The sequence below is a fragment of the Marinilabiliales bacterium genome, from assembly GCA_007695015.1.
Lineage (GTDB): Bacteria > Bacteroidota > Bacteroidia > Bacteroidales > PUMT01 > PXAP01.
The window spans coordinates 61,422-88,294 of record REEN01000029.1; the positions used below are offsets into that span (position 1 = coordinate 61,422).

20 protein-coding genes are annotated in these 26,873 nt (G+C 46.2%); 10 read left to right on the forward strand and 10 right to left on the reverse strand.

Going from position 1 to position 26,873, the window contains the following annotated elements; translation table 11 throughout:
* Window positions 1-4 precede the first annotated feature (4 nt).
* Both EA408_02355 and EA408_02360 read right to left on the reverse strand, forming a co-directional pair.
* Window positions 5-1,798, reverse strand: a complete 1,794-nt coding sequence (locus EA408_02355) for a GNAT family N-acetyltransferase (protein TVR74571.1) — start codon at window positions 1,796-1,798, stop codon at window positions 5-7.
* Between the two features lie 14 nt (window positions 1,799-1,812).
* Complete coding sequence (locus tag EA408_02360) at window positions 1,813-2,409, reverse strand: hypothetical protein (GenBank protein TVR74572.1); 597 nt, start codon at window positions 2,407-2,409, stop codon at window positions 1,813-1,815.
* Window positions 2,410-2,548: 139 nt separating this feature from the next.
* On the opposite strand from EA408_02360, the gene EA408_02365 reads away from it, so the two are divergent.
* A complete protein-coding gene (locus tag EA408_02365; protein ID TVR74573.1) occupies window positions 2,549-3,439 on the forward strand; it encodes a DMT family transporter in 891 nt (296 codons plus the stop codon).
* A gap of 4 nt (window positions 3,440-3,443) precedes the next feature.
* Here the strand turns inward: EA408_02365 and EA408_02370 are convergent, their stop codons facing one another.
* From EA408_02370 to EA408_02380, 3 genes are all read right to left on the reverse strand, one after another.
* Complete coding sequence (locus tag EA408_02370; GenBank protein ID TVR74574.1) at window positions 3,444-5,567, reverse strand: DUF255 domain-containing protein; 2,124 nt, start codon at window positions 5,565-5,567, stop codon at window positions 3,444-3,446.
* A 134-nt stretch (window positions 5,568-5,701) separates the two neighbouring features.
* Window positions 5,702-7,261 (reverse strand): Rne/Rng family ribonuclease, encoded by a 1,560-nt coding sequence (locus EA408_02375; GenBank protein TVR74575.1) that lies wholly within the window; start codon window positions 7,259-7,261, stop codon window positions 5,702-5,704.
* Between the two features lie 268 nt (window positions 7,262-7,529).
* Window positions 7,530-7,817: an integration host factor subunit beta gene (locus EA408_02380; protein TVR74576.1), complete on the reverse strand. Its 288-nt coding sequence runs from the start codon at window positions 7,815-7,817 to the stop codon at window positions 7,530-7,532.
* Window positions 7,818-8,130: 313 nt separating this feature from the next.
* Between EA408_02380 and EA408_02385 the strand changes: the two genes are divergently transcribed.
* The 5 genes from EA408_02385 (at window position 8,131) to EA408_02405 (ending at window position 12,357) form a co-directional block, all read left to right on the forward strand.
* Window positions 8,131-8,553 carry a single-stranded DNA-binding protein gene (locus EA408_02385; GenBank protein ID TVR74577.1) on the forward strand — a complete coding sequence of 141 codons (423 nt, stop codon included), beginning with the start codon at window positions 8,131-8,133 and terminating at the stop codon, window positions 8,551-8,553.
* 526 nt (window positions 8,554-9,079) lie between these two features.
* Window positions 9,080-10,363 (forward strand): gliding motility-associated protein GldE, encoded by a 1,284-nt coding sequence (gene gldE / locus EA408_02390; GenBank protein ID TVR74643.1) that lies wholly within the window; start codon window positions 9,080-9,082, stop codon window positions 10,361-10,363.
* A gap of 3 nt (window positions 10,364-10,366) precedes the next feature.
* Window positions 10,367-10,945 carry a gliding motility lipoprotein GldD gene (gene gldD / locus EA408_02395; GenBank protein TVR74578.1) on the forward strand — a complete coding sequence of 193 codons (579 nt, stop codon included), beginning with the start codon at window positions 10,367-10,369 and terminating at the stop codon, window positions 10,943-10,945.
* Between the two features lie 46 nt (window positions 10,946-10,991).
* The gene (locus EA408_02400) at window positions 10,992-11,624 is read left to right on the forward strand and encodes a 4'-phosphopantetheinyl transferase superfamily protein (GenBank protein TVR74579.1); all 633 of its coding nucleotides are present in this window, start codon (window positions 10,992-10,994) and stop codon (window positions 11,622-11,624) included.
* Between the two features lie 7 nt (window positions 11,625-11,631).
* Window positions 11,632-12,357 (forward strand): geranylgeranylglyceryl/heptaprenylglyceryl phosphate synthase, encoded by a 726-nt coding sequence (locus tag EA408_02405; protein ID TVR74644.1) that lies wholly within the window; start codon window positions 11,632-11,634, stop codon window positions 12,355-12,357.
* A 172-nt stretch (window positions 12,358-12,529) separates the two neighbouring features.
* Here the strand turns inward: EA408_02405 and EA408_02410 are convergent, their stop codons facing one another.
* Entirely contained in the window at window positions 12,530-13,507 is a 978-nt protein-coding gene (locus EA408_02410) for a hypothetical protein (GenBank protein TVR74580.1), read from the reverse strand.
* Window positions 13,508-13,608: 101 nt separating this feature from the next.
* Window positions 13,609-14,499, reverse strand: a complete 891-nt coding sequence (locus EA408_02415; GenBank protein TVR74581.1) for a universal stress protein — start codon at window positions 14,497-14,499, stop codon at window positions 13,609-13,611.
* A gap of 783 nt (window positions 14,500-15,282) precedes the next feature.
* Between EA408_02415 and EA408_02420 the strand changes: the two genes are divergently transcribed.
* On the forward strand, window positions 15,283-18,180 hold the full coding sequence (locus tag EA408_02420; protein ID TVR74645.1) for a pyruvate, phosphate dikinase: 2,898 nt from the start codon (window positions 15,283-15,285) through the stop codon (window positions 18,178-18,180).
* 7 nt (window positions 18,181-18,187) lie between these two features.
* A complete protein-coding gene (locus tag EA408_02425) occupies window positions 18,188-21,217 on the forward strand; it encodes a phosphoenolpyruvate synthase (protein TVR74582.1) in 3,030 nt (1,009 codons plus the stop codon).
* A 47-nt stretch (window positions 21,218-21,264) separates the two neighbouring features.
* Here the strand turns inward: EA408_02425 and fabD are convergent, their stop codons facing one another.
* Both fabD and folE read right to left on the reverse strand, forming a co-directional pair.
* Window positions 21,265-22,155, reverse strand: coding sequence for a [acyl-carrier-protein] S-malonyltransferase (gene fabD / locus EA408_02430; protein ID TVR74583.1), 891 nt, complete (start codon window positions 22,153-22,155; stop codon window positions 21,265-21,267).
* 37 nt (window positions 22,156-22,192) lie between these two features.
* Window positions 22,193-22,771, reverse strand: a complete 579-nt coding sequence (folE, locus tag EA408_02435) for a GTP cyclohydrolase I FolE (protein TVR74646.1) — start codon at window positions 22,769-22,771, stop codon at window positions 22,193-22,195.
* A 533-nt stretch (window positions 22,772-23,304) separates the two neighbouring features.
* On the opposite strand from folE, the gene EA408_02440 reads away from it, so the two are divergent.
* Entirely contained in the window at window positions 23,305-23,904 is a 600-nt protein-coding gene (locus EA408_02440) for a superoxide dismutase (GenBank protein ID TVR74584.1), read from the forward strand.
* A gap of 320 nt (window positions 23,905-24,224) precedes the next feature.
* Here the strand turns inward: EA408_02440 and EA408_02445 are convergent, their stop codons facing one another.
* On the reverse strand, window positions 24,225-24,959 hold the full coding sequence (locus EA408_02445; GenBank protein ID TVR74585.1) for a superoxide dismutase: 735 nt from the start codon (window positions 24,957-24,959) through the stop codon (window positions 24,225-24,227).
* A 418-nt stretch (window positions 24,960-25,377) separates the two neighbouring features.
* Here EA408_02445 and EA408_02450 point away from each other — a divergent pair, with 418 nt between their 5' ends.
* Window positions 25,378-26,409 (forward strand): type IX secretion system membrane protein PorP/SprF, encoded by a 1,032-nt coding sequence (locus tag EA408_02450; protein ID TVR74586.1) that lies wholly within the window; start codon window positions 25,378-25,380, stop codon window positions 26,407-26,409.
* The last annotated feature ends 464 nt before the right edge of the window (window positions 26,410-26,873 follow it).

Consider the following 26,873-nt stretch of genomic DNA (forward strand, 5'->3'; position numbering starts at 1 on the left):
TTCCCTACAGCTTTGTATCTGTCCCGTAGAAGCGCTGGAGCAGGGATTCGTCTTTAATCTCCTTTGACAGTGCCGTGATGGTTTCAAGTGGCACGTCATACAGATCTAGTACCAGCAGGCCGTCAAGCGAGTTGTTGAACTTTGGGTCTATATTGAAACCTATGATCTTGCCGCTCTGTTTGAGATATTTTTTCAGAAGCACCGGCACTGTATAGTGGCTAGGGTCAATGTCCTGTATGAACCTGTCGAGCCGGCCCAGGTCGGCCGAATCACCCAGAATGATATCGGTGTCAACATCGCCCAGGTCAACTTTGAATTTATTTTTGGGTTTGATAAGCCGGGCAAATTCATTGTTGAAATAATTGTCGGTAATGAATTTGATGATTACCGCCTTTGAGAACTTGGAGTAACGGTTACTGATGCTTACCGGACCAATGAGGTAGCGGTAATCGGGGTTTTTAATAAGAAAATAGAGAATTCCTTTCCACAGCAGGAACAGAGGCAGTGGTTTTTTCTGGTAATCTTTGGCTATGAATGACCGGCCCAGTTCAATACTTTGTTCCAGGACAGGAATTAACCTTTTGTCTATTTTGAAAAGGGTACTAATATAAAGACCCGGCAGTCCGTATTTGTCAATCACTTCCTTGCCTTTGCCTGCCCTGTATGCCCCGGCTACCCTGTTCTCGTCATCGTCCCAGATGAACAGCTGGTGGTAGTAAAGGTCAAATTCGTCTATATCGATCTTACGGTTGGTTCCTTCGCCAACATCCCTGAAAGTGATCTCCCTTAATCTGCCTATCTCGTTGGTGATATTGGGAATGATCACTGAGGGTGCACAATAAACCGAAAAGTTTCCGCTTTTGAAAAGCAGGAAATCTGAGAGGCTGGTGATCTCATCCAGCATTTTTGTGGCAGGAACAGCATCTATTACAGGCTCTTCAGTGGAAGATCTCCGGATGGTATAGGAGAAGAATTTTTTCACTTCAATGCTGGTGCCCAGGGAATAGGTGCGTGCCCTAAGATAACGTCCGTACCTGTAGGTGTCTGTAAACTCATGCTGATCTTTAACAGGGACGGGGTTCCCGATCCTTAATTTGATAATCTTGTTCCTCTTGTTCAGAAGCTCTGATGGGAGTTTTATGGTCCTGAGCACGGGATGGATCATTCCCAGAAGATGGAAGATCCTGCTGTTGGTTCCCTGGAAGTAAACAGGCACTACCGGGACCTGAGCCCGTTTTATGAATTTGATAGCTGAACTCTGCCATTGCCGGTCGGTTACACCTGTCCATTCATCATTGTAAACAGAAACCTCCCCGGCAGGGAATATGCCTAACGGAGAACCTGACCGCAGATGGGTCAGCGCCTCTTTTAACCCTGATATGCCTGAGCCGGCATCTCTTAGTTTTTCAAAAGGGTTGCCGGAAATAATGTGTTCTTTTATGGGCTCAATCCGGCTCAAAAGGAAATTTGCCATTATTCTGAAATCTGCACGGCGTTTTGAAAGCGCGTGCAACAGCAGAAGTCCGTCAATTCCCCCGTAAGGGTGGTTTGATACGGTTATGAACGGACCCCCGGCGGGTATCCTCTGAAGCTCTTCATCGCTCACTTCATATTTTATCTCAAGTTCGTCAATCAGTGCGTCGATGAACTTTATGCCATCCTTGTCCCATGTTTTTGAGTAGACTTTGTTAATTCTGTTGAACCGTAGCAGGAGTATAAGCAACCTGGCAATGCTTTCTCCTCCGAGTTTGTTCATTTTGCCTGACCTGAGCAGATCCTCCGTTTTTATTAGTTGCATGGCCGGTTTTATTTTCAGATTAGTATGCTTATTAATGCTGTTATGCCGAATATGACGATCAGTACCCCGGCTGACCGGTTGATCCTGAACAGGATCCTTAGCCGGAACCTGTTCCTGAAATGGTTTATGATGCTGCTCAGGAGCAGCCAGTAAAGAGCGCCCCCGGCGAGTATACCGGTAACGATAGCAGAAGATACAAGCGGGCCGGGTTTAGGTGTTACAAGTTCAAGGCTTGCGAAAGCCGCCAGGAACAGAAATATGGCAAGGGGATTGGTCAGCATCAGAAGCAGTACCGACATGAAATCGGAAAAATGGGTCTGGTTATTGTTCTGTCCTGACCGCATCAGACTGACCGGGTTCGAGATGAATATGCGGACACCAAGAAATAACAATATCAGCCCGCCTGCAGCACGCATCAGAAACTGCTGTGTTTCAATGAAGTTTATGATCACTGAAAGCCCCAGGATTGCTGCCAGTGCAAATATTGCATCGGCAACGGCGGCTCCCATTCCGGAAACGAACCCCGAGAGGTGCCCCCTGCTGAGTGTCCGCTGGATGCAGAGTACCCCGACAGGTCCCAGCGGGACTGAAGCTATCAGTCCTATTGCCATGCTCTTGATGAGCAAAATTAAGATATCCTGCACCTGACCCTTGCTTCGGTATTAATAATGACACATCACAAAAATATGCAATTTACATTTCAATTACTGCCTGCAAAATTAATTATCTTTACGCTCTTATTTTTCTGAAATGCTGTTTGACCTTGAAAAACGGCCCTGGCAATGGATCATGCTGATCTTTCTTGCTTTTATCTGGGGCGCATCTTTTATCCTTATGAAAAGGGGACTTGTTTCATTCACCAGTATGCAGGTGGGTGCCATGCGGATCTTCTTCTCTTTCGTATTCTTTATACCCCTTATAATAAGGTACCTTGGAAAACTGAACCGGTCAAACCTCAAGTCGCTGCTCATTGTCGGGTTTATCGGCAATGCCATACCCGCTTTTATGTTTTCAACGGCACAGACCGAGATAAGCAGCTCAGTGGCAGGAATTCTCAATTCCCTTACTCCCATTTTCACACTTTTAATAGGTGTGCTATTATATGCCAATAAGGTGAGATGGATAAGTGTTGGGGGACTGTTTATCGGAATGATAGGTGCTGTGGGACTGATAACCAGTATAAATAATATTGATATCGGGACTTCAAACAACTGGTATGGTCTGTTTGCCGTGGCAGGAACACTGTGTTACGGCATAAATGTGAATGAGATCAAGTTCAGGCTACGTGATCTTGACGGTGTTGCCATTGCCTCCCTTGGGTTCCTGTTTATCGGACCTTTTGCCGGACTGTATCTTCTGATGACGGACTTCAGCATGGCTGCAGGATCGGCCGAACTGACCGGCAGCCTTCTTGCCGTTATTGCGCTGGCATTTTTCTCGAGCTTTATTGCAGTTATTTTGATGAATGTGTTGATCAAGTTCACAACTACGCTCTTTGCTGCATCGGTAACTTATATTATCCCGATATTTGCCATTTTCTGGGGCCTGATGGATGGAGAGAGTTTTCTCCCTGTTCAGGCATTCTGGGCACTTGTAATCCTGGCAGGCGTGTACCTGGTTAACGGGAAAAGAAAAAGTTAAGGTGCTAAGGGTTTTCGCCGAAGCTCATGACAGCCGTTTCCAGGAATTCTGCAAAAGCATCCCTGTTGAGGCTGTAACCGCGTGGCTGGTTAAGCAGATTGCCGCCGGGATCCATTACCACGTAATAGGGTTGGGTATTTGTATTGAATGCCGATATCTGGTAATCCAGGTTTTTTCTCCCGATAGTATTCTTTACCCTTCCGTCGATCTCTGATGTTATCCATTCATCTTCAGGGAGCCTTGTCCGGTCATCAACGTAGAGTGAGATAATGACAAAGTCGTTTCTCAGCCGCTCAAGTACGCGCTGGTCTGACCAGACCCTGGCCTCCATCTCCTTGCAGTTTGAACAGGCGTGTCCGGTAAAGCTGAGGAATACAGGCTTGTTGAGCTCTTGTGCGCAGGCAAGTCCCTGCTCCAGGTCAAAATATCCCTGTAGTCCGTGCGGCAATGTGAGGAAGTCAGCAAATCTCGGTTCGTCGCATAATTCCGATGGTATTGCCGCCGTGCCTGTTCCGCTGTCCCTTATAATTGCACCTATGTCAAAGGAGAGGCTATGCTGGGGAGGCAACAGGGATGATATTGGTTTGAGGGGGGCCCCGAACATTCCCGGAACCAGGTAGACCACGAAGGCGAATGATGCTATGGCAATGAAAAGCCTTGGCACGCTCACATGGTCCAGCTTGCTGTCATGTGCCAGTCTGAGCTTTCCCAAAAGGTAGAAGCCGAGAAGTGTAAATATCACAATCCATATTGCAAGGTATACATCCCTGGTCAATATGCCCCAGTGATATGTCTGGTCGACCACCATGAGGAATCTGAGGCTGAAGGCCAGGACAATGAAGCCCAGCACGACTTTTACCGAATTGAGCCAACCCCCTGATTTAGGCAGTTTGTTGAGCCATGATGGGAATATGGCAAGCAGGGTGAAAGGAACGGCGAAGGCAAGCGAGAATCCGAACATGCCGATTACCGGTTTTGCTCCTGTACCGGTTGCCGCTTCAACAAGCAGTGCGCCAACGATGGGCCCGACACATGAGAGGGAAACAATGACCAGGGTCAGAGCCATGAAGAATGAACCCAGGTAACCACCGCTTTCTGCTTTTGTATCTGCCTTTGTTGCCAGGCTGCCGGGCAGGGTTATCTCAAAAAGTCCGAAAAACGATGCGGCAAAGGCAATAAACAACAGGAAGAATAACAGGTTGGGAAGCCAGTGCGAACTGAGCTGATTAGCAAATCCTGCTCCGACGCTCGTAAGCGATACAAGAAGACCGAGACTGGTGTATACCGCGATAATGGAAATGCCAAACACTAATGCGTTAATTATGGAATTCAGGCGGCCTGACTGCTTCTGCATGAAAAAGGATACCGTCATCGGGATCATCGGGAAGACGCAGGGAGTAAGCAACCCTGCAAGTCCCCCTGCAAATGCGATAAAGAAGAATAACCAGAGACTGCGGCTGTCTGTTGCTGTATCTGCCGGTGATGGTTTGGCCGCACTTGTGCCGGTTACAGGGTAACCTGTCTGACCGGACTCGTTTTCTCCTGTGAAGGCAGGACCCGGCTCTTCATCAACAGTTGCAGATTCATCAGGAGTTGCTGCTGTTTCAGGTGCGGCCGTAACCCCCGGCAATCTGCCGGACTCGTCTGCGGCAGCCGGAGCCGGAACCACACCCTCGTTTAAAATGAATTCAAATTCTACCTCCTGGGGAGGCAGGCAGCGTTCGTCATCGCAGCTCATGTACTCAACAAAGCCTGTTATGACAAACTCACTTTCTGAAAGTATTCTGACTTTCTGCCTGAAGCGGGCCTCATTGCTGAAAAGAGGAAGGTCCATGCTGAAAAACGGATCAAATTTAATCTCCGGGTCAACCATATCCTCCACTTTGCCAATGAGCTCAAAATGCTCGTTTACGTCAATATGGAAAAAGGTTGGTATTGGCCCGCCCTCAGGGATCTCCTGTCCGTACAGGTACCAGTTATCGTCAATAGCCGCATTTATGTGCAGGTGTACCTCGCGGGCACTTACCTGCTCCTTTGAAAAATGCCACTTTACCGGTTCAAGTATCTGTGACGCTGCCCCGCTGACGAACAGCAGCAGGCTGATAATGGTGATCATAGGTTTTTGCATCTGCTTTTCTATTGGATCAGTACTATTTTATACAGATAAGATCGCTGTTTGTTCAAAAATATTTCAGCATAAACAAACCCACGCCTGTTGATATGCATGCCTGTGCCTGTGGATGAGACCCTGTTAAATTACTGCTACTGGAGCAGGGCATCAAGGTCTTCGTCATCAGTGGTAAAGAACCGGTATTCGGTAAAATGGTAAGACATCACAGGCATTACCCTGATAAACTTCCTGTAACGAAGCATCCATCTAAGTCTTAACGAGGGAAACCCTTTTCTGAGGAAGGCCTCAATATAGGGATGGACTTTCAATACGATGGTACCCTGCACCGATCTTTCAAGTATTCTTTCAAGATGGTCTTCTATCTGGTCGGTAAGGAGGATACTGGGACTGATCTCGCCGGTGCCCTGGCAGGCGGGGCAGTTCTCCATGGTTTTGATGCTCATCTCGGGCCGGACTCTCTGGCGGGTGATCTGCATCAGTCCGAACTTGCTCAAAGGAAGTATGTTGTGTTTAGTGCGGTCTTCTGACATGAACTCCTTCATCTTGTCGAACAGCATCTGCTTGTTCTCCTGGGAGTGCAAATCAATGAAATCAACAACTATGATGCCTCCCATGTCGCGCAGCCGGAGCTGTCTTGCAACCTCCTGAGCCGCTATCAGGTTTACTGCAAGTGCATTTGCTTCCTGGTTATCACCTGATTTTGACCGGTTGCCACTGTTTACGTCAATTACATGAAGGGCTTCGGTATGTTCAATAATAAGGTAGGCCCCGTTACGGCAGGATACCGTTTTGCCGAACAATGACTTGATCTGTTTTTCAATGCCGAAATGATCGAAAATGGGCGTCTTTCCGGAGTAATGTTTTACAATTTTCTGCTTTTCGGGAGCTATGGTACTGATATATTCCTTTATCTCACTTACGAGTATCCCGTCATTAACGTAAACATTGTTGAAGTCCACATTAAGAAGGTCACGCAGGATCGTTGATGTGCGGTCCATCTCCTGAAGTGCCAGCTTCGGGGCTGTACCGCCCCTTACTTTGTCATAGATGGATTCCCATTTTTTGACAAGGTTTTTGAGTTCGGCATCCAGTTCGGCGACTCTTTTGCCTTCGGCTACAGTCCTGACAATAAGTCCGTAATTTCTGGGCTTGATGCTCTGAAGAAGCCGTTTGAGCCTGTTTCTCTCTTCGGCCGATTCGATCTTTTGCGATACCGATACCTTATCAGAAAAAGGCATAAGGACCAGGTTCCTGCCGGCTATCGATATCTCAGAGCTTAAGCGGGGACCTTTGGTTGATATAGGTTCCTTAGCTATCTGAACCAATACATTCTGGCCGCTTGACAGCACCTTAGATATTTTCCCGTCCTTGGATATATCATTCTCAGATTTGAATCGCTGAAGCACCGGGTTTTTGCTTTTCCGGTTTTGTGTCTGGGCAATAAATTTATTGAGGGTCTGGAACTGGGGTCCCAGGTCCAGGTAATGCAGGAATGCATCTTTTTCATATCCTACATCGACAAATGCAGCATTCAGCCCGGGCATTATTTTCTTGACCTTGCCCAGGTAGATATTGCCTACAGTGAACTGAACGTTGCTTTTCTGTTTGTTCAGCTCGATCAGCTGTTTATTGTCAAGAAGTGCTATTGATATCTCAGAAGCATTAGCATCTATAACTAGTTCTTTGCTCACAGTTCCTCATTGATTATAGGAGGTAAAAGCGGAAACGTCAACGTAACGGCAGCAGTATGAAATTGATTAGGTACTCTTATATTAATAAACCTAAAGAAAAAGGTTTCTTTAGGTTTATGAGTTCTTACATATTTGCTGTCAGCTTAATAATAGCCTATTTCCTCTTTTTATGGCGGTTTTTCCTTAAACGCTTCTTGCGTTTATGGGTTGCCATCTTATGTCTTTTTCTCTTTTTTCCGCTTGGCATTGTTATTATTATTAGCCGGTCTTATTTCTTTACGTATGTTTTGACCTTGTTTACGAATGTCTTGGAAGGCTTAAAGGCCGGGATGAAATGTTCAGGAATGATGATGGTAGTGTTCTTGGAAATATTCCTGGCTGTTTTTTTGGCCCTTTTCTTAACGATAAAGCTGCCGAATCCCCTGAGGTAAACGTTCTTGTCCTTTGAAAGGGAGTCTTTTACAGTCTCCATAAAAGCTTCAACTGTTTTCTGAACAGTTATTTTTTCAATTCCAGTGTTTTTGGAAATCTCGTTAACAATATCTGCCTTTGTCATTTTTAAAATCTTTAGTTATCAATTAATTAATGAGTGATTTTACTATTGGAGTGCAAATATATATTTATTTGCCAAATAAAAAAAACTATCGTTGGTAAATTTGCATGAGCAACTGCAAATATACTGATTTTTATTAAAAATATGAGGTTTAGTCAAATAGTCGTCTTCTGAGAAGATCAGTGTTGTCGTTTTTTTATATGTAAATTGCACCGCCGGGTTGCATTCGAAAAGAAAAAAGGTGGTCCGGGATATTGTTTTATAAAGGATTATTTCTTAAATTTAATATAGTACTAACCAAAAAATATAATCTATTATGGTCAACAAAGTAGTATTAGTCGGAAATGCAGGACAGGATCCTGAAGTCAGGCACCTTGAATCGGGTGTTGCTGTTGCTAATTTCAACCTTGCCACCAATGAGACCTACAAAGACAAAAACGGTGAAAAGGTTACACAGACGGAGTGGCACCGTATAGTCCTGTGGCGTGGACTTGCTGAGGTTGCTGAAAAGTATGTGAAAAAGGGGGAGCTCCTTTATATCGAAGGCAGGTTGCGTACCCGCTCCTGGGATGATAAGGATGGCAACAAGAAGTATACCACAGAGGTTTTTGCCGATGCAATGAAAATGCTTGGCAGGAAACCTGCAGCCCCGGGCGAGGGTCAGGAAGAAGCTGTGTCGCAAACACAGGATGATGGTCCGGATGTCGATGCGGGCGAGCAGGACGATCTGCCGTTTTGACCCTATGCAAAGGCAGATTCCAGTGATTGGACGAATAATCTCTGCCAGGTTATGATCAGCTGTATCCATCAGAAGGACCGTGGCGGCCGACAATGATTGGACGAATAATCTCTGCCAGGTTATAATCAGCTGCCTTCATAAGAAGGACCGTGGCAGCCGACAATGATTGGACGAATAATCTCTGCCAGGTTATGATCAGCTGTATCCATCAGAAGGAGACAGGGCGTAGTGACCGAACGATTGGTCTCTTTAAGGTTGTAACCCCGGGGGCTGAGGGCCTCCGGGCATCCTTAATACCTCTTATTGTCACCGGGTTGTTAATATCAGCAATTAATTTATTAACTTGCGGTGTCAGGCAGCGGATGCCCCTGCACGTAGCACGGATGCCCCCTTTAAGTTGAACGGGGGCACGGGCCGGACAAACAAGTAAAACGATTGCTGAACTGCTTTGGAAGAGAGTGATTATTTTTTAGGGTTTTTCACAAATACAGATTTGGTTTTTCACCCATTTACAGTCGGGATAGGTATGGGCCTGCTCGGACTCGCCTTTCTGCTGATTGTTTCGGCCCTGATATCCGGATCTGAGGTGGCTTTTTTTTCTCTGTCACCCGCAAACCTCAACACCATTGAGAAGGGGGAATCCAATTCCAGCCGTGTGGTAAGAATGCTTTTGGAGGACCAGGAGAGATTGCTGGCTACCATTGTGGTTTCAAACAATTTTGTAAATGTTGCCATTGTAATCCTCTCAACGGTCATTGCCGAATCTATCATGGACTTTTCAGCATCACCTGCCCTTGGCTTCTTTATTATGGTGGTGGTTATTACTTTCCTTCTTTTATTGTTTGGTGAGATATTGCCTAAACTGTATGCCAACCACAGGCCCCTGAGGTTTGCACTATTTATGGCCCATCCCCTGCTTCTTGCCGGCAGCCTGCTCAAACCGCTAAGCATGCTCCTTATAAGGTCCGGAGCTTTTTTCTACAGGAAGGTAACCAGCACACGTGACAACCTTTCTATCGATGACCTGGGCCATGCGCTTGATCTTACTGCACCTTCGCTGAAGGAGGACAAAAAGATACTCAGGGGTATTGTCGATTTCGGCAACAAGGCAGTTACCGAGATAATGAAACCACGGATTGATGTGGCTGCTGTTAACACATCGACAGTTATGAGCAACCTCATCTCAATAATTATTGAGTCTGGTTACTCCCGTATTCCGGTATATTCAGGTACATTTGATGATGTTAAAGGGATCCTTTATGTTAAGGACCTTCTGCCACACCACCAGAAGGGAGATTCCTTCAGGTGGCAGACCCTGATAAGGCCTCCTTATTTCGTTCCTGAAACAAAGAAGATAAATGACCTGCTGAAAGAGTTCCAGCTTCAGAAGATCCATATGGCTGTGGTTGTTGATGAATACGGAGGCACCACAGGCATAGTTACGATGGAAGACATACTTGAGGAGATAGTTGGAGAGATCAGTGATGAATTTGATCTTGAGGAGCTCTATTTCTCAAAACTTGACGACGGCACCTATATATTCGAGGGGAAGACCCCGCTGAATGACTTCTATAAGATATTGAACCTCAATCCCGGAGTTTTTGATGATATAAGAGGGGATGCCGATACCCTGGCAGGGCTTATTCTTGAATACGAGGGAGAGATCCCCGGCAAGAACAAGAAAATAGTGTACGGACAATTTGAGTTCAGGATAGAGTCGGCCGATAACCGGCGCATCAAACAGATCAGGGTCAGCCTTTCAGATGATGCAATACCCGATGAAGTGGATACGAAAAAGAGCAAGGAGTAGTTTATGAAACACCCGACGACAGCCATAGCATTCATATCGGCAGCGGTTTTAACGTTTGTTTCCTGCACCGGTGAGTATTCGCCGAGGCCAAGGGGCTATTTCAGGATAGACTTCCCCGAAAGGGAATATATAACCTATGAAGGGGACTGCCCTTTTACATTCAGCTATCCTGCATTTGCAGAGATAAATGATGATGATGGCAGGCTGGCACATCCCTGCTGGTTTAATATAGACTTCCCCGGCTACAGGGGGAGACTGCATATCAGCTACAGCGAAATTGACAACAACCTGGTTGATTACCTGGAAGATGCACGAAAACTTGCCTTCAGGCACACGGTCAAGGCTGATGCGATTGATGAAAGAATGTTCATAAACAGGGCTGATGATGTGTACGGAACACTTTATGATATCAAAGGAAATGCGGCTTCGGCGGTGCAGTTCTACCTGACCGATTCCTCCAGCCATTTTTTCCGTGGGGCACTTTACTTCAACGTTACACCCAACAGGGATTCACTCGATCCTGTTATCGATTATTTCATAGAAGATATAATATACCTGATGGAAAGTTTTGCCTGGAAGTAAATGATTTCTCATATTTGCCGTTTGCGGTAAGCAAAAAGTCTAAGGTATGGGACTGGTAATGAAAAAATATGTGCAGGACGATACTCTTCTGGGCTTGTGGGAGATAGACGAGGATTTTTTCTCGCTTTACGACCGGCTGGATTTGGATGAGGGGGAGATAGACACGCTGAACAGCTTTAAAAGCTACGGCAGGAAGCTGGAGTGGCTCAGTGTCAGGGTTCTTCTGCTGGAGATGGTCGGGCCTGGAATAAAGATATATTACAACGGCAACCGTAAACCCTTCCTTACCGACCCTGACTACCACATAAGTATATCCCACTCAGGCCGGCTGACCTCCATAATCCTGAGCAGGACAAAACGTGTGGGTGTTGACCTTGAAAATATTTCAGGAAAGATATCTTCACTTGCCGGGAAATTCCTTACTTCCGCTGAGGAGGAGGCGGTAAGCCGGAGGTTCAGGCGGTACCATGTATATATTTACTGGTGTGCCAAGGAGACGCTCTACAAGATATGCGACAAGCAGAACATTAACTTCCGTGAGGATATCATTATCGATCCGTTCACTCCTGAGAAGTCGGGTACCTTAACGGGCCGGGTTCATACAGATGCGATAAGGGAGGATTTTGTGCTCCACTATTTCAAGTACCGTAAATATTCCGTTGTTTGGTGTTGCAAGTAAACAGTTTATGATATACCAGTCGATTCTTACCCTTTCGGGGAAAAAAAAGATCCTTGCGCTGTTGGTTGATCCCGATGAGACGGGGGTTGAAAGGCTTGGCGGACTGATGGAGATGGCTGCGTCATCAGGTGTTTCCCTGGTGCTTGTCGGGGGAAGCCTTGTAAGTAATCCCGTTGATCCGGTCGTTGAGGCCATAAAAGACATATCATCCATACCCGTCCTCCTTTTCCCGGGCAATCCCGGACAGCTCAGCAGCAAGGCCGATGGAATATTGCTGCTGTCGCTTATATCGGGGAGGAACCCGGAGTTTCTTATCGGCAACCATGTTGTGGCAGCACGGTTTATCAAAAACAGCAGGCTCGAGGTAATACCAACGGGTTACATGCTGATTGAGAACGGTGCGTTGAGTTCGGTCGGCTATATGAGCAATACCACCCCTATACCCCGCAACAAACCTGATATTGCTGTATCCACTGCCATTGCCGGGGAGTTACTTGGACTTAAACTCATATACATGGAGGGCGGGAGCGGGGCAAACGGGATAATTCCGCCTGCCATGATTGAGGCGGTAAGGAAGAATATCAGCGTACCCCTGGTGGTGGGCGGCGGAATAAGGGATGCAGATGATCTCCGGAAAGTTTTTGATGCCGGTGCCGATATAGCAGTTGTTGGCAATTCAGTCGAGAGGGATCCCTCAAAGCTTGAAGAGTTCGCAGCCCTTTTGAGGTCCTGAATGCACTGATGCCCGCTGCTAATTGCCCATGCCACTCATTGCCCGGACCAAAAACAGGAAACCACTTGGGGCAGAAGGTCTCATCGATAAGTCCAGCTCTTGATCGCCGGAACCAAAAACAAAAAACCACCCTCAGGGGTGGTCTTCTGTTTTGGTTTTGTGCCCGGATATTTTACGGGCACTTCAGAACATGTTCCATCTGATATTTTGCAGAAGCTTCGTAGTTGCCGAAAGCGGCATTGCTGTATGCTTCACATGCCTGTGAGGCGTTGCCCAGCCCTTCATAGGCCTTGCCAAGCTCAAAGTACATCTTGGCTTTTTCCTCCCGGCTGCCTGCAGACAATTCGATCGCCCTTTGAGCGCTGTTCACCGCATCCTGGTACCTTCTCAGCTCATTGTACACCGATGCGAGAAGGAAGTGTGATTCCGGGAACTCCTGGTCATATGCTAGTGATGTGGTAAGAAATTCAAGCGACTGGTCATAGTTGGCCTCTCCCTTGGCTCTGACGGCACGCACAAGGAAGAAGTCGCGCGCGGTCGACTCGGCTGTCTGAAGAATCTGATCGTCATCTGTCATCAGGGCCGACTCAATGGCCATGTCCATGCTCTCCCTGAAGTTGGCCGCATCTTCCAGTCTCCTGTACACAAGTCCCTTTCCGAGGTAGGATCTTGCATGCTGGGGGTTTATGGCCAGTGCCATATCAAACATGCTGAGCGCTTCATCATAGTTCTCCGCCCTGAACAGGGCATTGGCATGCATGGCATAAAGCTGGTGAAGAACATTTTCGGATCGTGTTTTTGTGCCGGGGTCGTTGTATTCGCCCGCCACTTCTATCGCCTCTTCAAAACCCGATATGGCATCCGGGATGTTCCGTTCACGGTAATAACCCATTGCCAGGTCGAAATATAGACCCGGTATCTGTATCTCTGCCTGCTCTTTGACCTCTTCTCCCTCTGCGCCTAACAGGCTGGCAATCTCATAGCTCTTTTTAAAGCTTTCGATTGCTGCCCTTATGTCACTGTCAACAAGGTCTAACCCGTTATTGTATGCATCTATGGCATCCTTCAGGGTTTGTCCGTTTGCCTGGAAACCTATAAAAAGGGACACCAGCGACAACAATAAAAACTTTTTCATTAACCTGATCTTCATAAACTTTGAGTTTTGTTTTGTTCTGTTAAAATTTTTCAGGGTGCTAAAATAGTATTTTTTTTAAAAGGAACTATAAAAACCCTATCTGAATTGTATATTAATTAATTAAACACAAAAACCGGCTTCTTTGTTTCAAACAGCAATTTCTTTGCCAAACTTGGATTGAAAAGCCTGTAAAATATATTTCTTTTTTTGTGGGTTAGCGCAATCATCTCAATATCATTTGCTTCTACAAATAAATTGAGGTCGGTTACAATATCATCACTTTTGATATTATGACATTCAATTGACAGCACCTTTTTGTTCTCTATAAGTTTGTGCTTCATCTCCGACATTTTGCTTTCCTTATCCTCTTTTGACGAACCTGTCTCGAAATGGACACAAAATATTTTCAGGCTGTAGCCCGACATGATTGCAGAGAGGCTGCCAATGGCCTGGTAATCGGAATCATCAAAATCGGTGGCATATAGCAGCCTGATATTTCCCTTCTCCCTGAGCTTCGCGTCCCGGGTCACCAGCAGTACAGGAATCCCTGAAATATCGATGACTCTTGAGGCAACAGATCCGAGAACCTCATTGGCCCGATCGCCGTGACCTCTTGTCCCGATCACAATGAAATCAGGATCATAAGCTTCAATAATGCTCTCAATCTCCTCACCGGGTTGTCCGGCAACCACTCCGGTTTCAACCTCCACCTCTTTGAGGTTCTTTAGCTTTGCATATTTCTTAAGCTTTTTGGCAAACTTTTTCATCTCCTTTTTTGAGTTTTCCTCAAGCTCACGGAATACCTCTGCCATGTTCGACTGGTATGTAAATGCATCGGGGAAGGCCATGGCATCGATCATAGGATTGAAGAATGCATGAAACAGTTTCAGTCCGGCACCCGTGCGTGAAGCCAGGTGCATTGCAAAGTAGCATGCGTTTAATGAGTACCCGGAGAAATCTACCGGCACCAGTATACGGTTGATTTTTTTGCTGACGTTATTGTTCATGGTTTAAGTATTAATGATTTATTCCGGGCATATTGGAATAAACCGGGCCCGCTTATAAAACTTACAAATATATGCCGAAATTGTCATACCAATGCTTAATTCCGGTGACAGGGTCAAGATAAATAAAAGATGAATCAATGTCAATACCAACGGGATTTTGTAATTTTAAGATGTGAAATTTTATGTTTTGCCATCACAAGGCAATAAAACCGTAACCGGATGGAAGACAATGAGGTCAGGGGAGACAGCAATATCAACAAGTTGCTGGAAGAGAGAAGAGAAAGGCTGAAGGAACTTGCATGCATTAACCAGACAACGGCAATTCTCAGGGAGGGTAAGCCTGTAGAAGAGACACTCCACCAGGTAACCCTCATACTGACCACCGCATGGCAGTATCCGGAATACACCGTTTCCCGTATAATATACGAAGGCAAGGAATACCGAAGTCCCCGATTCAGGGTAACAGAGTGGCTGCAATCACAAAGCTTCAGGACGCTCGACGGGAATGAAGGGACAATTGAGGTGTGCTATACAAGGGAGTTTGCCACCCTTGACGAGGGTCCTTTCCTGGAGGAGGAGCGTCATCTGATCGATAATATTGCCAGCCTGCTGACAGGTTACATAAATAGCTACAAAGCAAAGACGCTGCTGTTCAGGGCAAAAAGAAAAGAGAGGCAGGAGAAGAAGCAGGCTGAAGAGAAGGAGAGGATAAGCAGCAGCCGGCAGCTTCTGCAGCGGTTCCTCAACAAGCATAATGCAGAGCGCGACCTGTTCCATGATCTGATGCCGTTTAAGGTAAAGGAGATACTTCTTGTTGCCACACTTTACGACGCGTACAGTATAGAGAAGGAGGGGCGTTTTTCCGACCATATGCTCGGACAGTACCACCAGCTCAACCTTACCTCCCTGCCCAGGGTAACAGGTGTATCAAAGCTTGAGGAGGCACTTGATGAGCTGGCCACTAAACATTATGATATGGTTATCGTAATGATGGGCATGGACAAGCAGACACCGCTGGTTTTGAGCAAAAGGATGAAGGAGGAGTTTGCCTATATTCCCGTATTCTTTCTTCTTAACAATAACAGGGATATTGAGACATTTGAGGAATCACCCGCCAGGTATGGTTTCGTGAACCGTGTATTTGTATGGAACGGAGACTCGAAAATGTTCTTCGCCATGGTTAAGCTGCTGGAGGACCAGGTCAATGTAGAGAATGATACTGCCATGGGATTTACCAAGGTGATACTTCTTGTAGAGGATTCGCCAAAGTATTACTCCCGTTACCTTCCAATGATATATTCTATAGTTCTTGAACAGACCCGGCACCTGATCGAAGATGTCAATACCGACGAGCTTTACAAGGTGCTGAAGCTGAGGGGCCGGCCTAAAATACTTCTTGCATCTACCTGGGAGGAGGCGATGGATATATTTACCCGCTACAGGGAATATGTACTTTGTGTAATTTCCGATGCCCGCATCCCCCGTAAGGGGAAGATCGACCCCATGGCAGGTGTTGAACTGATAAAATATGTCAAGAGCCAGGTTGAAAACCTTCCATCCATGCTGCAATCGGCCGATCCTGAATACCAGAAAATGGCCCATGAGCTGAAAGTCAGCTTTATAAACAAGAATTCTGAAACACTTCTGCAGGACCTGAAAAGCTTTATTACCTATTTCCTTGGATTTGGTCATTTTGTTTACCGCGACAACGAGGGGCGGCAGATCGCCGTGGCTAAGTCAATGCGGGAGTTTGAAAGCTACCTGAAAACGGTTCCCGAAGAGTCTCTTGTCTACCATGCAGTTAAGAACCATTTTTCCCTATGGCTGATGGCAAGGGGGGAGGTTAAGATTGCCCGTATAATCAACCCCCTTAAGATAAATGATTTCAGCAATCCGGCAGCGATGCGCGAGTTTCTTATCAACATTATCTCCAAGCACCGTAATGAGCAGGATATGGGGAAGATTGTCAATTTCGAGGAGTCGGCCATCCTGGACGAGTCAAATATAGTCTCTTTTGCTGCCGGATCACTTGGGGGAAAGGGACGGGGACTTGCATTTGTAAATTCTCTGATCTACAGTTTCAGGTTCTCGGAGCTTATAGAGGGTATAAATGTGCGCACTCCGGTTACCGGTATAATTGGCACCGAAGAGTTTGATGTTTTCCTGGAGATTAATAAGCTGTATGATATAGTTTACAAAGAGGAGAGCTATGACAGGATAAAAAAATTGTTCCTTGAGGGGAATATCAGCTACAACCTTGAAAAGAAGCTGCGGATATTCATGAACGTGGTAAAACGTCCGATTGCCATCAGGTCCTCAAGCCTTTTTGAGGATTCGCTTATGCAACCATTCTCGGGGATTTTCGGGACCTGGCTCCTTCCGAACAATCATCCCAGTTTTGATGTAAGGCTTCAGCAGGCTATGGATGGCATCAAGCTGGTATACGCATCAATATTCTCAGACGATTCCAAAAGATATTTTGAATCTATCAATAACCGGATTGAAGAGGAGAAGATGGCAATTGTCCTGCAGGAGGTCGTCGGCAACAGGTCGGGTGACAGCTATTATCCCCACATAAGCGGCACGGCACAGTCCCATAACTATTATCCGGTAGCACATATGAAACCTGATGAAGGCTTCAGTGTTATGGCAATCGGACTGGGCCATTATGTAGTAAGAGGTGAGCAGGCATGGAGGTTCTCGCCGGTATATCCCGATCTTGAGATCTCCTCGCCGAAGGATCAGTTTAAAAATTCCCAGTTGCATTTTTACGCCGTGAACATGGCCAGGCCGGAGGTTAATCTTCTGGAGGGGGAGGATGCGGGACTTATAAGGCTTGATATTTCAGAAGCTGAGAAGCACGGTAACCTTAAGCATTGTGCCTCGGTATATGACCGCGACAGTGACCGGATGGTGCCGGGTATTGAGACGGCAGGACCGAGGGTGGTTAATTTTTCCAACATCCTTAAATATGATTACATCCCTCTTGCAAAGACCATAAGCGTTACCCTTGATGTTGTGAGGGAAGCGCTCGGATGTCCGGTTGAAATAGAATTTGCGGTTGACCTGAAAAAAGATGAGAAGGGCCTGCCATCGTTTTACCTGTTGCAGATCAAGCCGCTTTTCGGCAGCAGCAGCGATTATGCCATTGACATGAAGACAATTGACAATAGTAAAGTAATACTCAGGTCGGGAAAGAGCATGGGCAACGGGAAGATCGATTATATAGGCGACATGGTATGTATAAAAAGGGATAAGTTCGACAGGCTTAAAACCCGGGAGATGGCTGCAGAGGTTGATAGGATAAACTCAGCCATGATCAGGGGAGGAAGGAAATATGTACTTATAGGACCCGGCCGGTGGGGCACCCGCGACCGCTTCATAGGCATTCCGGTTACATGGCCGCAGATATCAAATGCTGCAGTGATAGTCGAAATGAGCCTGGAAGGGTTTCCTCTCGATGCTTCACTGGGGTCTCATTTTTTCCATAATCTCACTGCAATGAATGTTGGCTATTTTTCGGTGAATCACACAGATACTGATGATTTTTTCAGAGAGGAGATGCTTGATCAGGGTGAAAAAATTGACGAGACTGAATTTTTCATACATGTAAGATTTCCTGAGCCGTTACATGTTCTTATGGACGGAAGACAGGGGATTGCACTGATAATAAAACCATAACAAAATTATGATCAAACAGATAAGAGACATTGCTGATCCGGGTAATTATGAGTTCCATCAAACCTCGTTCAGCAATCTTATGCAGATACGTATACAGAACGTTCTTCTCATTTGCAGCAACTACGATGCATTCATGCTTGAGGAAGACGGCCGGATAGATGAGCAGATATTCAATGAGTATGTCTCACTTAACCTGAGTACCCCGCCAAGGTTTCTTAAGGCAAGTGGCGGTACCGATGCATTCGGTATCCTTGAGGAGGAAAAGATCGATCTTATAATTTCCATGTTCAGTATCGGAGGGGAATCGGACATCTTTAACCTTGCCAAACAGATTAAATCGGAACATCCGGGCATACCTATCGTGGTACTGACCTATTTCTCGCGTGAGGTATCAATGAAACTGGCTAATGAGGATCTGTCAGCCATCGATTATGTATTCTGCTGGCTGGGTAATGCCGACCTTCTTCTTGCCATTATCAAGCTGATAGAGGATAAGATGAATGCCGAAAATGATGTTGAGACGGGCGGGGTCCAGACTATATTGCTGGTAGAGAATTCTATCCGGTATACATCCAGCTATTTGCCAAACCTTTATAAGATTATTCTGAAGCAGTCGCGCGATTTTGCAAGGGAAGCACTCAATGCACACCAGAAGAACCTCCGGATGAGAGGAAGGCCCAAGATCCTGCTGGCAACGAATTATGAAGAGGCGATTGACATCTACAAGAGATACAAGAATAACCTTCTGGGGGTCATATCAGACATATCCTACAGCAGGAAAGGCAGGCGTGACCCGCAGGCAGGAATCCGTTTGTGCCGCAAGGTTAAATCGGATGATCCCCACATGCCCGTTCTTCTGCAGTCCTCCGACATGGAAAACCACGTCCAGGCAGAGGAATTGAAAGCTGGGTTTATTCACAAGTATTCCAAGACCCTCTCCATTGAACTGAGGAACTTTGTCATAAGGCAGTTTTCTTTCGGCGAGTTTATTTTCAGGGACCCCGACACCAAGGAGGAGGTCTGCAGGGCTGCCGATCTGCAGGCAATGCAGCAGGCAATACTTACCATACCCGAAAAGGTTCTATATTTCCATTCAAGCAACAATCATTTCTCCAAATGGCTGAACGCCAGGGCGCTGTTTCCTATTGCGCGGATGTTTAAACATCTGAAGGTTGATGACTTCGATAGTATCGAGGAGGTCAGGAGATATATCCATACCGCCATATCAAGCTTCAGGTCCAGCAAGGGTCGCGGGGTTATTGCCAAATTTGACAAAAACAGCTTTGATGAATACCTGATGTTCTCGCGCATAGGCGAAGGTTCGATAGGCGGTAAGGCGCGGGGGCTGGCATTTATTAATTCGATACTTAACGAGCATGGTCTTTTTACCAAATTCCCTGGGGCTATTGTTACCATACCCCGTACAGTGGTTCTGAGCACAGATATTTTTGATGAGTTCATGGAGACCAATGACCTCTATAGATTTGCAATATCCGGCGTTTCGGATGAAGAGATACTGCAGCGGTTTGTCGACGCAAGTCTCCCGGGACGGCTCCACCAGGATTTGTATGCCTTTATCTCTGTGGTGCGCAACCCGGTAGCAATCCGTTCTTCCAGTAAGCTGGAGGACAGTCACTACCAGCCGTTTGCAGGGATCTACTCAACGTACATGATACCCAGGGTGGAGGACAGTACCAGGATGATAGGTATGCTGACCGATGCGATAAAGTCCGTTTATGCATCGGTCTATTACAAAAGCAGCAGGGCTTATATGACCGCTACTGCCAATGTTATAGACGAGGAGAAGATGGGGATAATTCTCCAGGAAGTATGCGGTACCAGGAACGGTGACAGGTTCTATCCGACCATCTCAGGTGTTGCCCGTTCGATCAATTTCTATCCGATCGCGCCCGAGAAGCCTGAGGACGGAATAGCAAGCATTGCCTACGGGCTTGGCAAGCTTATAGTCGACGGAGGCATTTCACTGAGGTTTTCTCCGAAATATCCCAAAAAGATACTTCAGCTCTCCTCTCCCGACCAGGCGCTGAGGGAAACCCAGAAGAAATTCTATTCCCTTGACCTGAATGTTGACAGCTTCAGACCTTCTACTGATGATAGCGTCAACATACTGAAGCTTGGCATAAAGGATGCGGAAAATGATCCTTCGTTCAGGTTCGCAGCCTCAACATATGATTATGAGTACAATATGCTCAGAGAGGGTATGGGCCAGCAGGGCAGAAAGGTGGTGACATTTGCCAATGTCCTTACGCATAGCACATTTCCATTGGCTGAAATACTGCAGGAACTACTTGATTCAGGGCAGCATGAAATGAATAATCCTATCGAGATAGAATTTGCGGTCGATCTTGACACACCAAAGGATGAACCCGGTATTTTTTATTTTCTCCAGATTAGGCCGATCGTGCACGGAGAGCAGAAGGTGGATGTCAATTTTGACAGGATTGACAAAAACAATACGATTGTTTACTCGGAATCGGCCCTTGGGTACGGAACCATTACCAATATATCCGATTTCGTATATGTTAAGCCTGATAAGTTCAACCCATCAGAGAACAAGGATATTGCACTGGAGATTGAAAAGATAAATGAAAATTTTATCAAAGAAGGGCGAAACTACGTGCTTACAGGGCCCGGACGGTGGGGATCGAGTGATCCCTGGTTGGGGATACCGATAAAATGGCCCCAGATATCAATGGCCAGGGTGATAATTGAATCGGGTCTGGATAACTACCATATTGATCCGAGCCAGGGTACTCATTTTTTCCAGAATTTAACCTCATTCAGGGTGGGATATTTTACCATAAACCCCCATTTCCGGGAAGGGTTATATGATGTGGACTTCCTGGATGGGCAGCCGGCATATTATGAGGATACACATGTACGTCATGTGAGATTTGAACAACCTTTTAAGATACAGATTGACGGCCGGCATAACAAGGGGGTTATTTTCAAGCCGCAACCGGTAAAAGAGGGTGCCCGGGATATGACAGGAATTATAACGGGCAAAGGTGACTAGACAATCTGTGAGAATTCATTTCGGCGACTGCCGGCTGAGGCTGCCGGTTAACTTATCAGATCAGCGGCCGAAGAGGTCCCCATTTGCCTGTCAGCCTTCTTTACAAGGCCTTGAAGAACATTGCCGGGGCCGACTTCGGTAAAGTGAACAGCGCCGTCATTAATCATATTGAGTACTGTCTGAGTCCACCTTACAGGAGAGGTGAGCTGATCAACAAGGTTCTTCCTGATCTCTTCGGGGTCGGTTACGGAAATGGCGTTTACATTCTGGTATATTGGGCACCTCGGCCGGCTGAAAGATGTTTTTTCTATGGCTGTGGCCAGCTCAGACCGGGCCGGCTCCATCAGCGGGGAGTGAAATGCCCCTCCTACACTGAGCTTTATTGCACGCTTTGCTCCGAGTTCCTGAAGCTTTTTGACTGCTGTATCAATCCCGTTTACAGATCCTGATATAACTATCTGTCCCGGACTGTTATAATTTGCGGGCACTACAACATCGTCGACCTCCCTGCAAACATCTTCCACGATCTGGTCGTCAAGCCCAAGGACAGCTGCCATTGTTGACGGCGCAGCATCGCAGGCCTTCTGCATAGCAGTGGCCCTTGCCGATACCAGCCTGAGCCCGTCTTCAAATGAAAGAGCCCCGGCAGCAACAAGAGCCGAGAATTCGCCCAGGGAATGACCAGCAACCATATCAGGCCTGAATCTTTCACCGAGCACTGTTGCCAGAACAACTGAATGGACGAAAATTGCCGGCTGTGTTACCCTTGTCTGCCGCAGGTCGTCGTCAGTACCTTTAAACATAAGGTTGGTAAGGCCGAATCCGAGTATCTTGTCGGATGTCACGAACATCTTTTCTGCAACCTGAAATCTCTCTGCGAGATCTTTTCCCATTCCGGGATACTGGGCACCCTGGCCCGGGAATACGTATGCCTTCATATTAGATGGTATTGTGTGTATTTATTCTTAAAAGGGATCAATATAGCTTCGCACCGATCAGGTGAATGAACTCTTCCCTGGTTTGCGACTGGTTAAGGAATGCTCCCGTAAATGCCGATGTGGTCGTTACAGAGTTCTGCTTCTGGATTCCCCTCATCTGCATGCACATGTGGTGGGCCTCAATTACAACCGCCACACCGAGCGGGTCGAGAGCTTCCTGGATACAGTCCCTAATCTGGGTAGTAAGCCTCTCCTGTACCTGGAGCCTTCTTGAAAAGGCGTCCACCACACGGGCGATCTTGCTAAGACCTGTAATGTGCCTGTTTGGTATATAACCTACATGAGCCTTTCCGTAAAATGGGATCATATGGTGCTCACACATGGAGTACAGCTCAATATCCTTGACAAGCACCATCTGCTGGTAATCTTCCCTGAATTTGGCCGAGTTCAGAATTTCCATGGGGTTGAGGCTGTAGCCGTGGGTGAGAAACTGCATGGCCTTGCCGACGCGCAGAGGTGTCTTCAGCAGCCCTTCACGGGTTACATCTTCTCCGAGTATACTTAGAATCTCCCTGTAATGATGGGCCAGTTTCCTGGTATCCCCGGGATGGAACATCTCAATTTTTGAGTAGCCAAACTCTTCGTTCTCTATAATATCGCCGTCGGTTAACGATTCGTCAGGTTTGTGGTTTCCCATAATGTTTATGTGTATAAAGTATAGTTATAAATTTATATAACAAGATGTTACAAATTCACATAACGGTTAAAATGCTTTTCAATTCCCATGGAACCCCCATGCTTTATACATATCTTTTTGTGTGATTTCGCTCATGGGGCTTTCAATATAGTTATTCTCTGTTTTCAGGGTTCATCTCCCCCTTTGATTTATAATGCATAGTTGTGGTCATGACCCCCTGTAACCTCTACATATCAGGCAGGATGACCGACAAAGTTAAGCAAAACTATTTAATTTGAAAGGGGTATCATGCAGAACCTGAATGCCTCGCATGGTTTATGCAAACAGGGGGTTCTGACACGTTGCCGGTTAACAAATCCAATTGGTTGGATTGAACAAAATGGATAGATTGATGTTAATAGATTGGATTAAGTCCAAATAAAAATTAAGTTGAATATTTAAATAAATCAGTTATGTCATTTAAACTTCCATCACTAAAATATGATTATAATGCTCTTGAGCCGCACATAGATGCGCGTACCATGGAGATACACCATACCAAACATCATGCCGCCTACACAAACAATCTGAATGCGGCAATTGAAAACAGCGATATGGCGGGAATGAGCATTGAAAAGATAATGGCAGGTATCTCAAAATATCCTGTTGCAGTAAGGAATAACGGAGGCGGGTTTTATAACCACAACCTTTTCTGGGAGATCATGTCTCCGAACGGCGGGGGTAAACCTGAAGGAAAACTTCTTGATGCAATTACTTCCTCATTCGGGTCATTCGGTGCTTTCAGGGATGAATTCAGCAGGGCTGCCGCCACCAGGTTCGGATCGGGCTGGGCATGGCTGGTAAAGACGGGTAGCGGACTTGTTGTCAGTTCTACACCCAACCAGGATAACCCGCTGATGGATATCGCCGATGTAAAGGGGACTCCAATACTCGGAATTGATGTATGGGAGCACGCATATTACCTGAATTATCAAAACAGGCGACCGGATTATATTGAAGCATTCTGGAATGTAGTGGACTGGAATACGGTGTCTGAAAAGTTCCTTGGTTGACATGACTCATTTAATCATCATGATACATGTCAGAGAACATATGGTTTAGTTAGTAAGGTTTAGGTTAATTGGTGAAGAGTTGCCGGTGCTTTTGGTGCCGGCAACTCTTTTTTGCATGTTTATTTATAAACTTCCCTGAGCATTTGAAGGAATTTCGGGTCATTCGGGAAGTTCCGGGAGATGTCCGGGATTACCGGTGCTTGTTATTCGGTTACAACCGGGTTAATTGCGATTAAAAAAACAGAGGGGACCGTTTTGCGGCCCCCTCCCCTTGAAAAACCGGAGGGGCCTATTATCGGGCTCCTCCCGGAAAATGTGTTTTATGCGCTTTTGAGTTTTTCAGCCACTGCATTCCAGTTGATTACCTCCCAGAAGGCTGATATGTAGTCGCCTCTGCGATTCTGATACCTTAGGTAATATGCGTGCTCCCAGACATCTATGCCAAGAACGGGAACACCCTGTTCACCGGCCGGGATAATGTCCATCAGCGGGTTATCCTGGTTGGGTGTGGATGTTACCTTAAGCCTCCCTTCGCTCGCGATGAGCCACGCCCAGCCCGATCCGAACCTGGTGGCAGCTGCATTCGAGAACAGTTCGCGGAATTTTTCAAATGACCCGAATGAACCGTTTATTGCCGACATCAGTTCACCTGAAGGGCGGCCGCCACCGTTGGGCGACATGACCTCCCAAAAGAGATTATGGTTGAAATGCCCTCCACCGTTGTTACGTACAGCCATATTGAAGGAAGATATATTCCTGTTGATATCCTCGAGAGTCATCTCTTCTGAACCTGTGCCTTTCAGCGCATTATTGAGATTGTTCACATATGCCTGGTGGTGCCTGGTGTGGTGGATATTCATGGTTTGGGCGTCAATATGGGGCTCAAGGGCGTCATATGAGTAAGGCAGGGAAGGAAGGCTGAATTTACTGCCTGCCGGTTCCTCCTGGCTTAACCGATTAGCTGCGTAAGTTCCTTGTCCTTTTGCCATAAGTGGAGCCGATATTATCCCGCCCAGCCCCAACAGTCCTTTTTTGATAAATGTTCTTTTGTCCATATTAATTTCATTTTACTTATTTTTACCTATTATAAATAACAGGTGCTATTCATTTTTGTTCAATGCGGCAGCAGGGATTTTGGATTACAATGATCTCATTAACCCACAAAAGAGTATGATTTGTCATGTAAACCTGTAATTTTACGTAAAAACAGAAAAAAATGTAACCAGTTGTGTATTTTGAACGTATTTTTAACAGGAATAATTCGGTTTTGGCAATGGCAGGTTTGAAAGAAAGTATTTGCAGAAACGGATTTGAATTATTTAGGGAGGGTTGTCGGCCTGGAAAGCTTTATTCTCCAGGGGGAAATGCAGAGATTGAAAACCTTAATTCAGGTGCCTGTTACTCACGCCTAACAAGTTTTTCTATATCGGGCATTTGGGTTAGTTATTTTTTCATTATTTTGCTCCATATTATATGAATATGCTTGATAGATACGGAAGAAGGGAGATTTGGCGGATTATCGTCATTTTCTTTCTATTCTATTTAATGCATGGTGAACTAAGGGCTCAGGATCCCCAGTTTTCGCAATTCTATGCAAACCCGCTGTACCTGGCCCCTTCTTTTGCGGGACTGACAGATGGCAGCCGCATTGGTGCCAACTATCGCAACCAGTGGCCCCAGTTGCCCGGAAAATTTGTGACCTACACCTTTTCTTATGATCACTGGTTTGACCATTACAACAGCGGTGCAGGCATCCTGTTCATGCAGGATATGGCAGGAAGCGGCAACCTCCGCACGACCAATGTGGGAGTTCAATACTCGTATGATTTCTCAATACATCCGGATTGGCACATGAGGCCGGGGGTTCACTTCTTTTATACAGAGAGGGCGATTGACTTTGACAAGCTTATCTTTGGAGACCAGATATCACCCGGGGGGGACCGCCCTACAACGATTGAGATTCCTCCACTGCAGAGGAGAGGAGGTGTGGATTTTTCCACTTCGGCAATGGTCTATTCCCAGGATTACTGGTTTGGTTTGGCAGTTGACCACCTGCTCAGACCCAATCACTCCCTTTATGAGTTTGACGGCCCTGATGCCGAAAATGCATATATACCAATTAAATATTCTGTTTTCGGAGGGACAAAGTTTACTCGCGGGGGAAGGGTCCGCACCCGTCTGGAGGAGAGCCTCCAGCTGGCTTTTCTTTACAGGCAGCAGGGTCCCTTTAACCAGCTAGATCTGGGAATGTACTGGTACAGAAGCCCTATTGTTGTAGGAGCCTGGTACAGGGGGTTGCCCGGAATAAGCAGCGGTGGCCAGGATGCTGTCATCTTCCTTGTCGGATACAAGATAGATCAGTTAAATATCGGCTACAGTTTTGACTTTCCGATTTCCCGCCTGCTGGGATCCACCGGTGGAGCACACGAGATATCGATCACCTATTCCTGGACTTCAATTCGCATACCCAGGAAACCCAGGATGGTCCCGTGTCCTGAGTTCTGATCACCCTGGCTGCCGTCAATACCGGTTTTTAACCGTCTGATTGTAATTTAGGATGAAAAAATTTTGACTACGTCAATTTTGCATGCAAGATTTGACTGCTATGGGATATTCAAATGATGCAAAATTCATGTATATTTGTGCACTTTGGTTTTGTTGGTTGTTTAAAAAGAGTATAGCAAATGAACCCGCATCAGCCTTCGGCAGACTAAATAACATGAACAAACCATGGGGGTTCCATACGTTCAAGGCGCTGAGCACTGATTGTATGCTAAATATAATTCATTGATTATTAACTTGATTAACCTGATTTGTACGGATGAAAGCCCCATCAGACTTCGTCAGATAAAATAACATGAATAAAGCATGGGGGTTCCATGGATTGAAAAGCATAATATCCGGATCATGAATTTGTAACACATTGTTAAACAATTTGCTAACTATACTTTATACGAATGAAAGCCCCA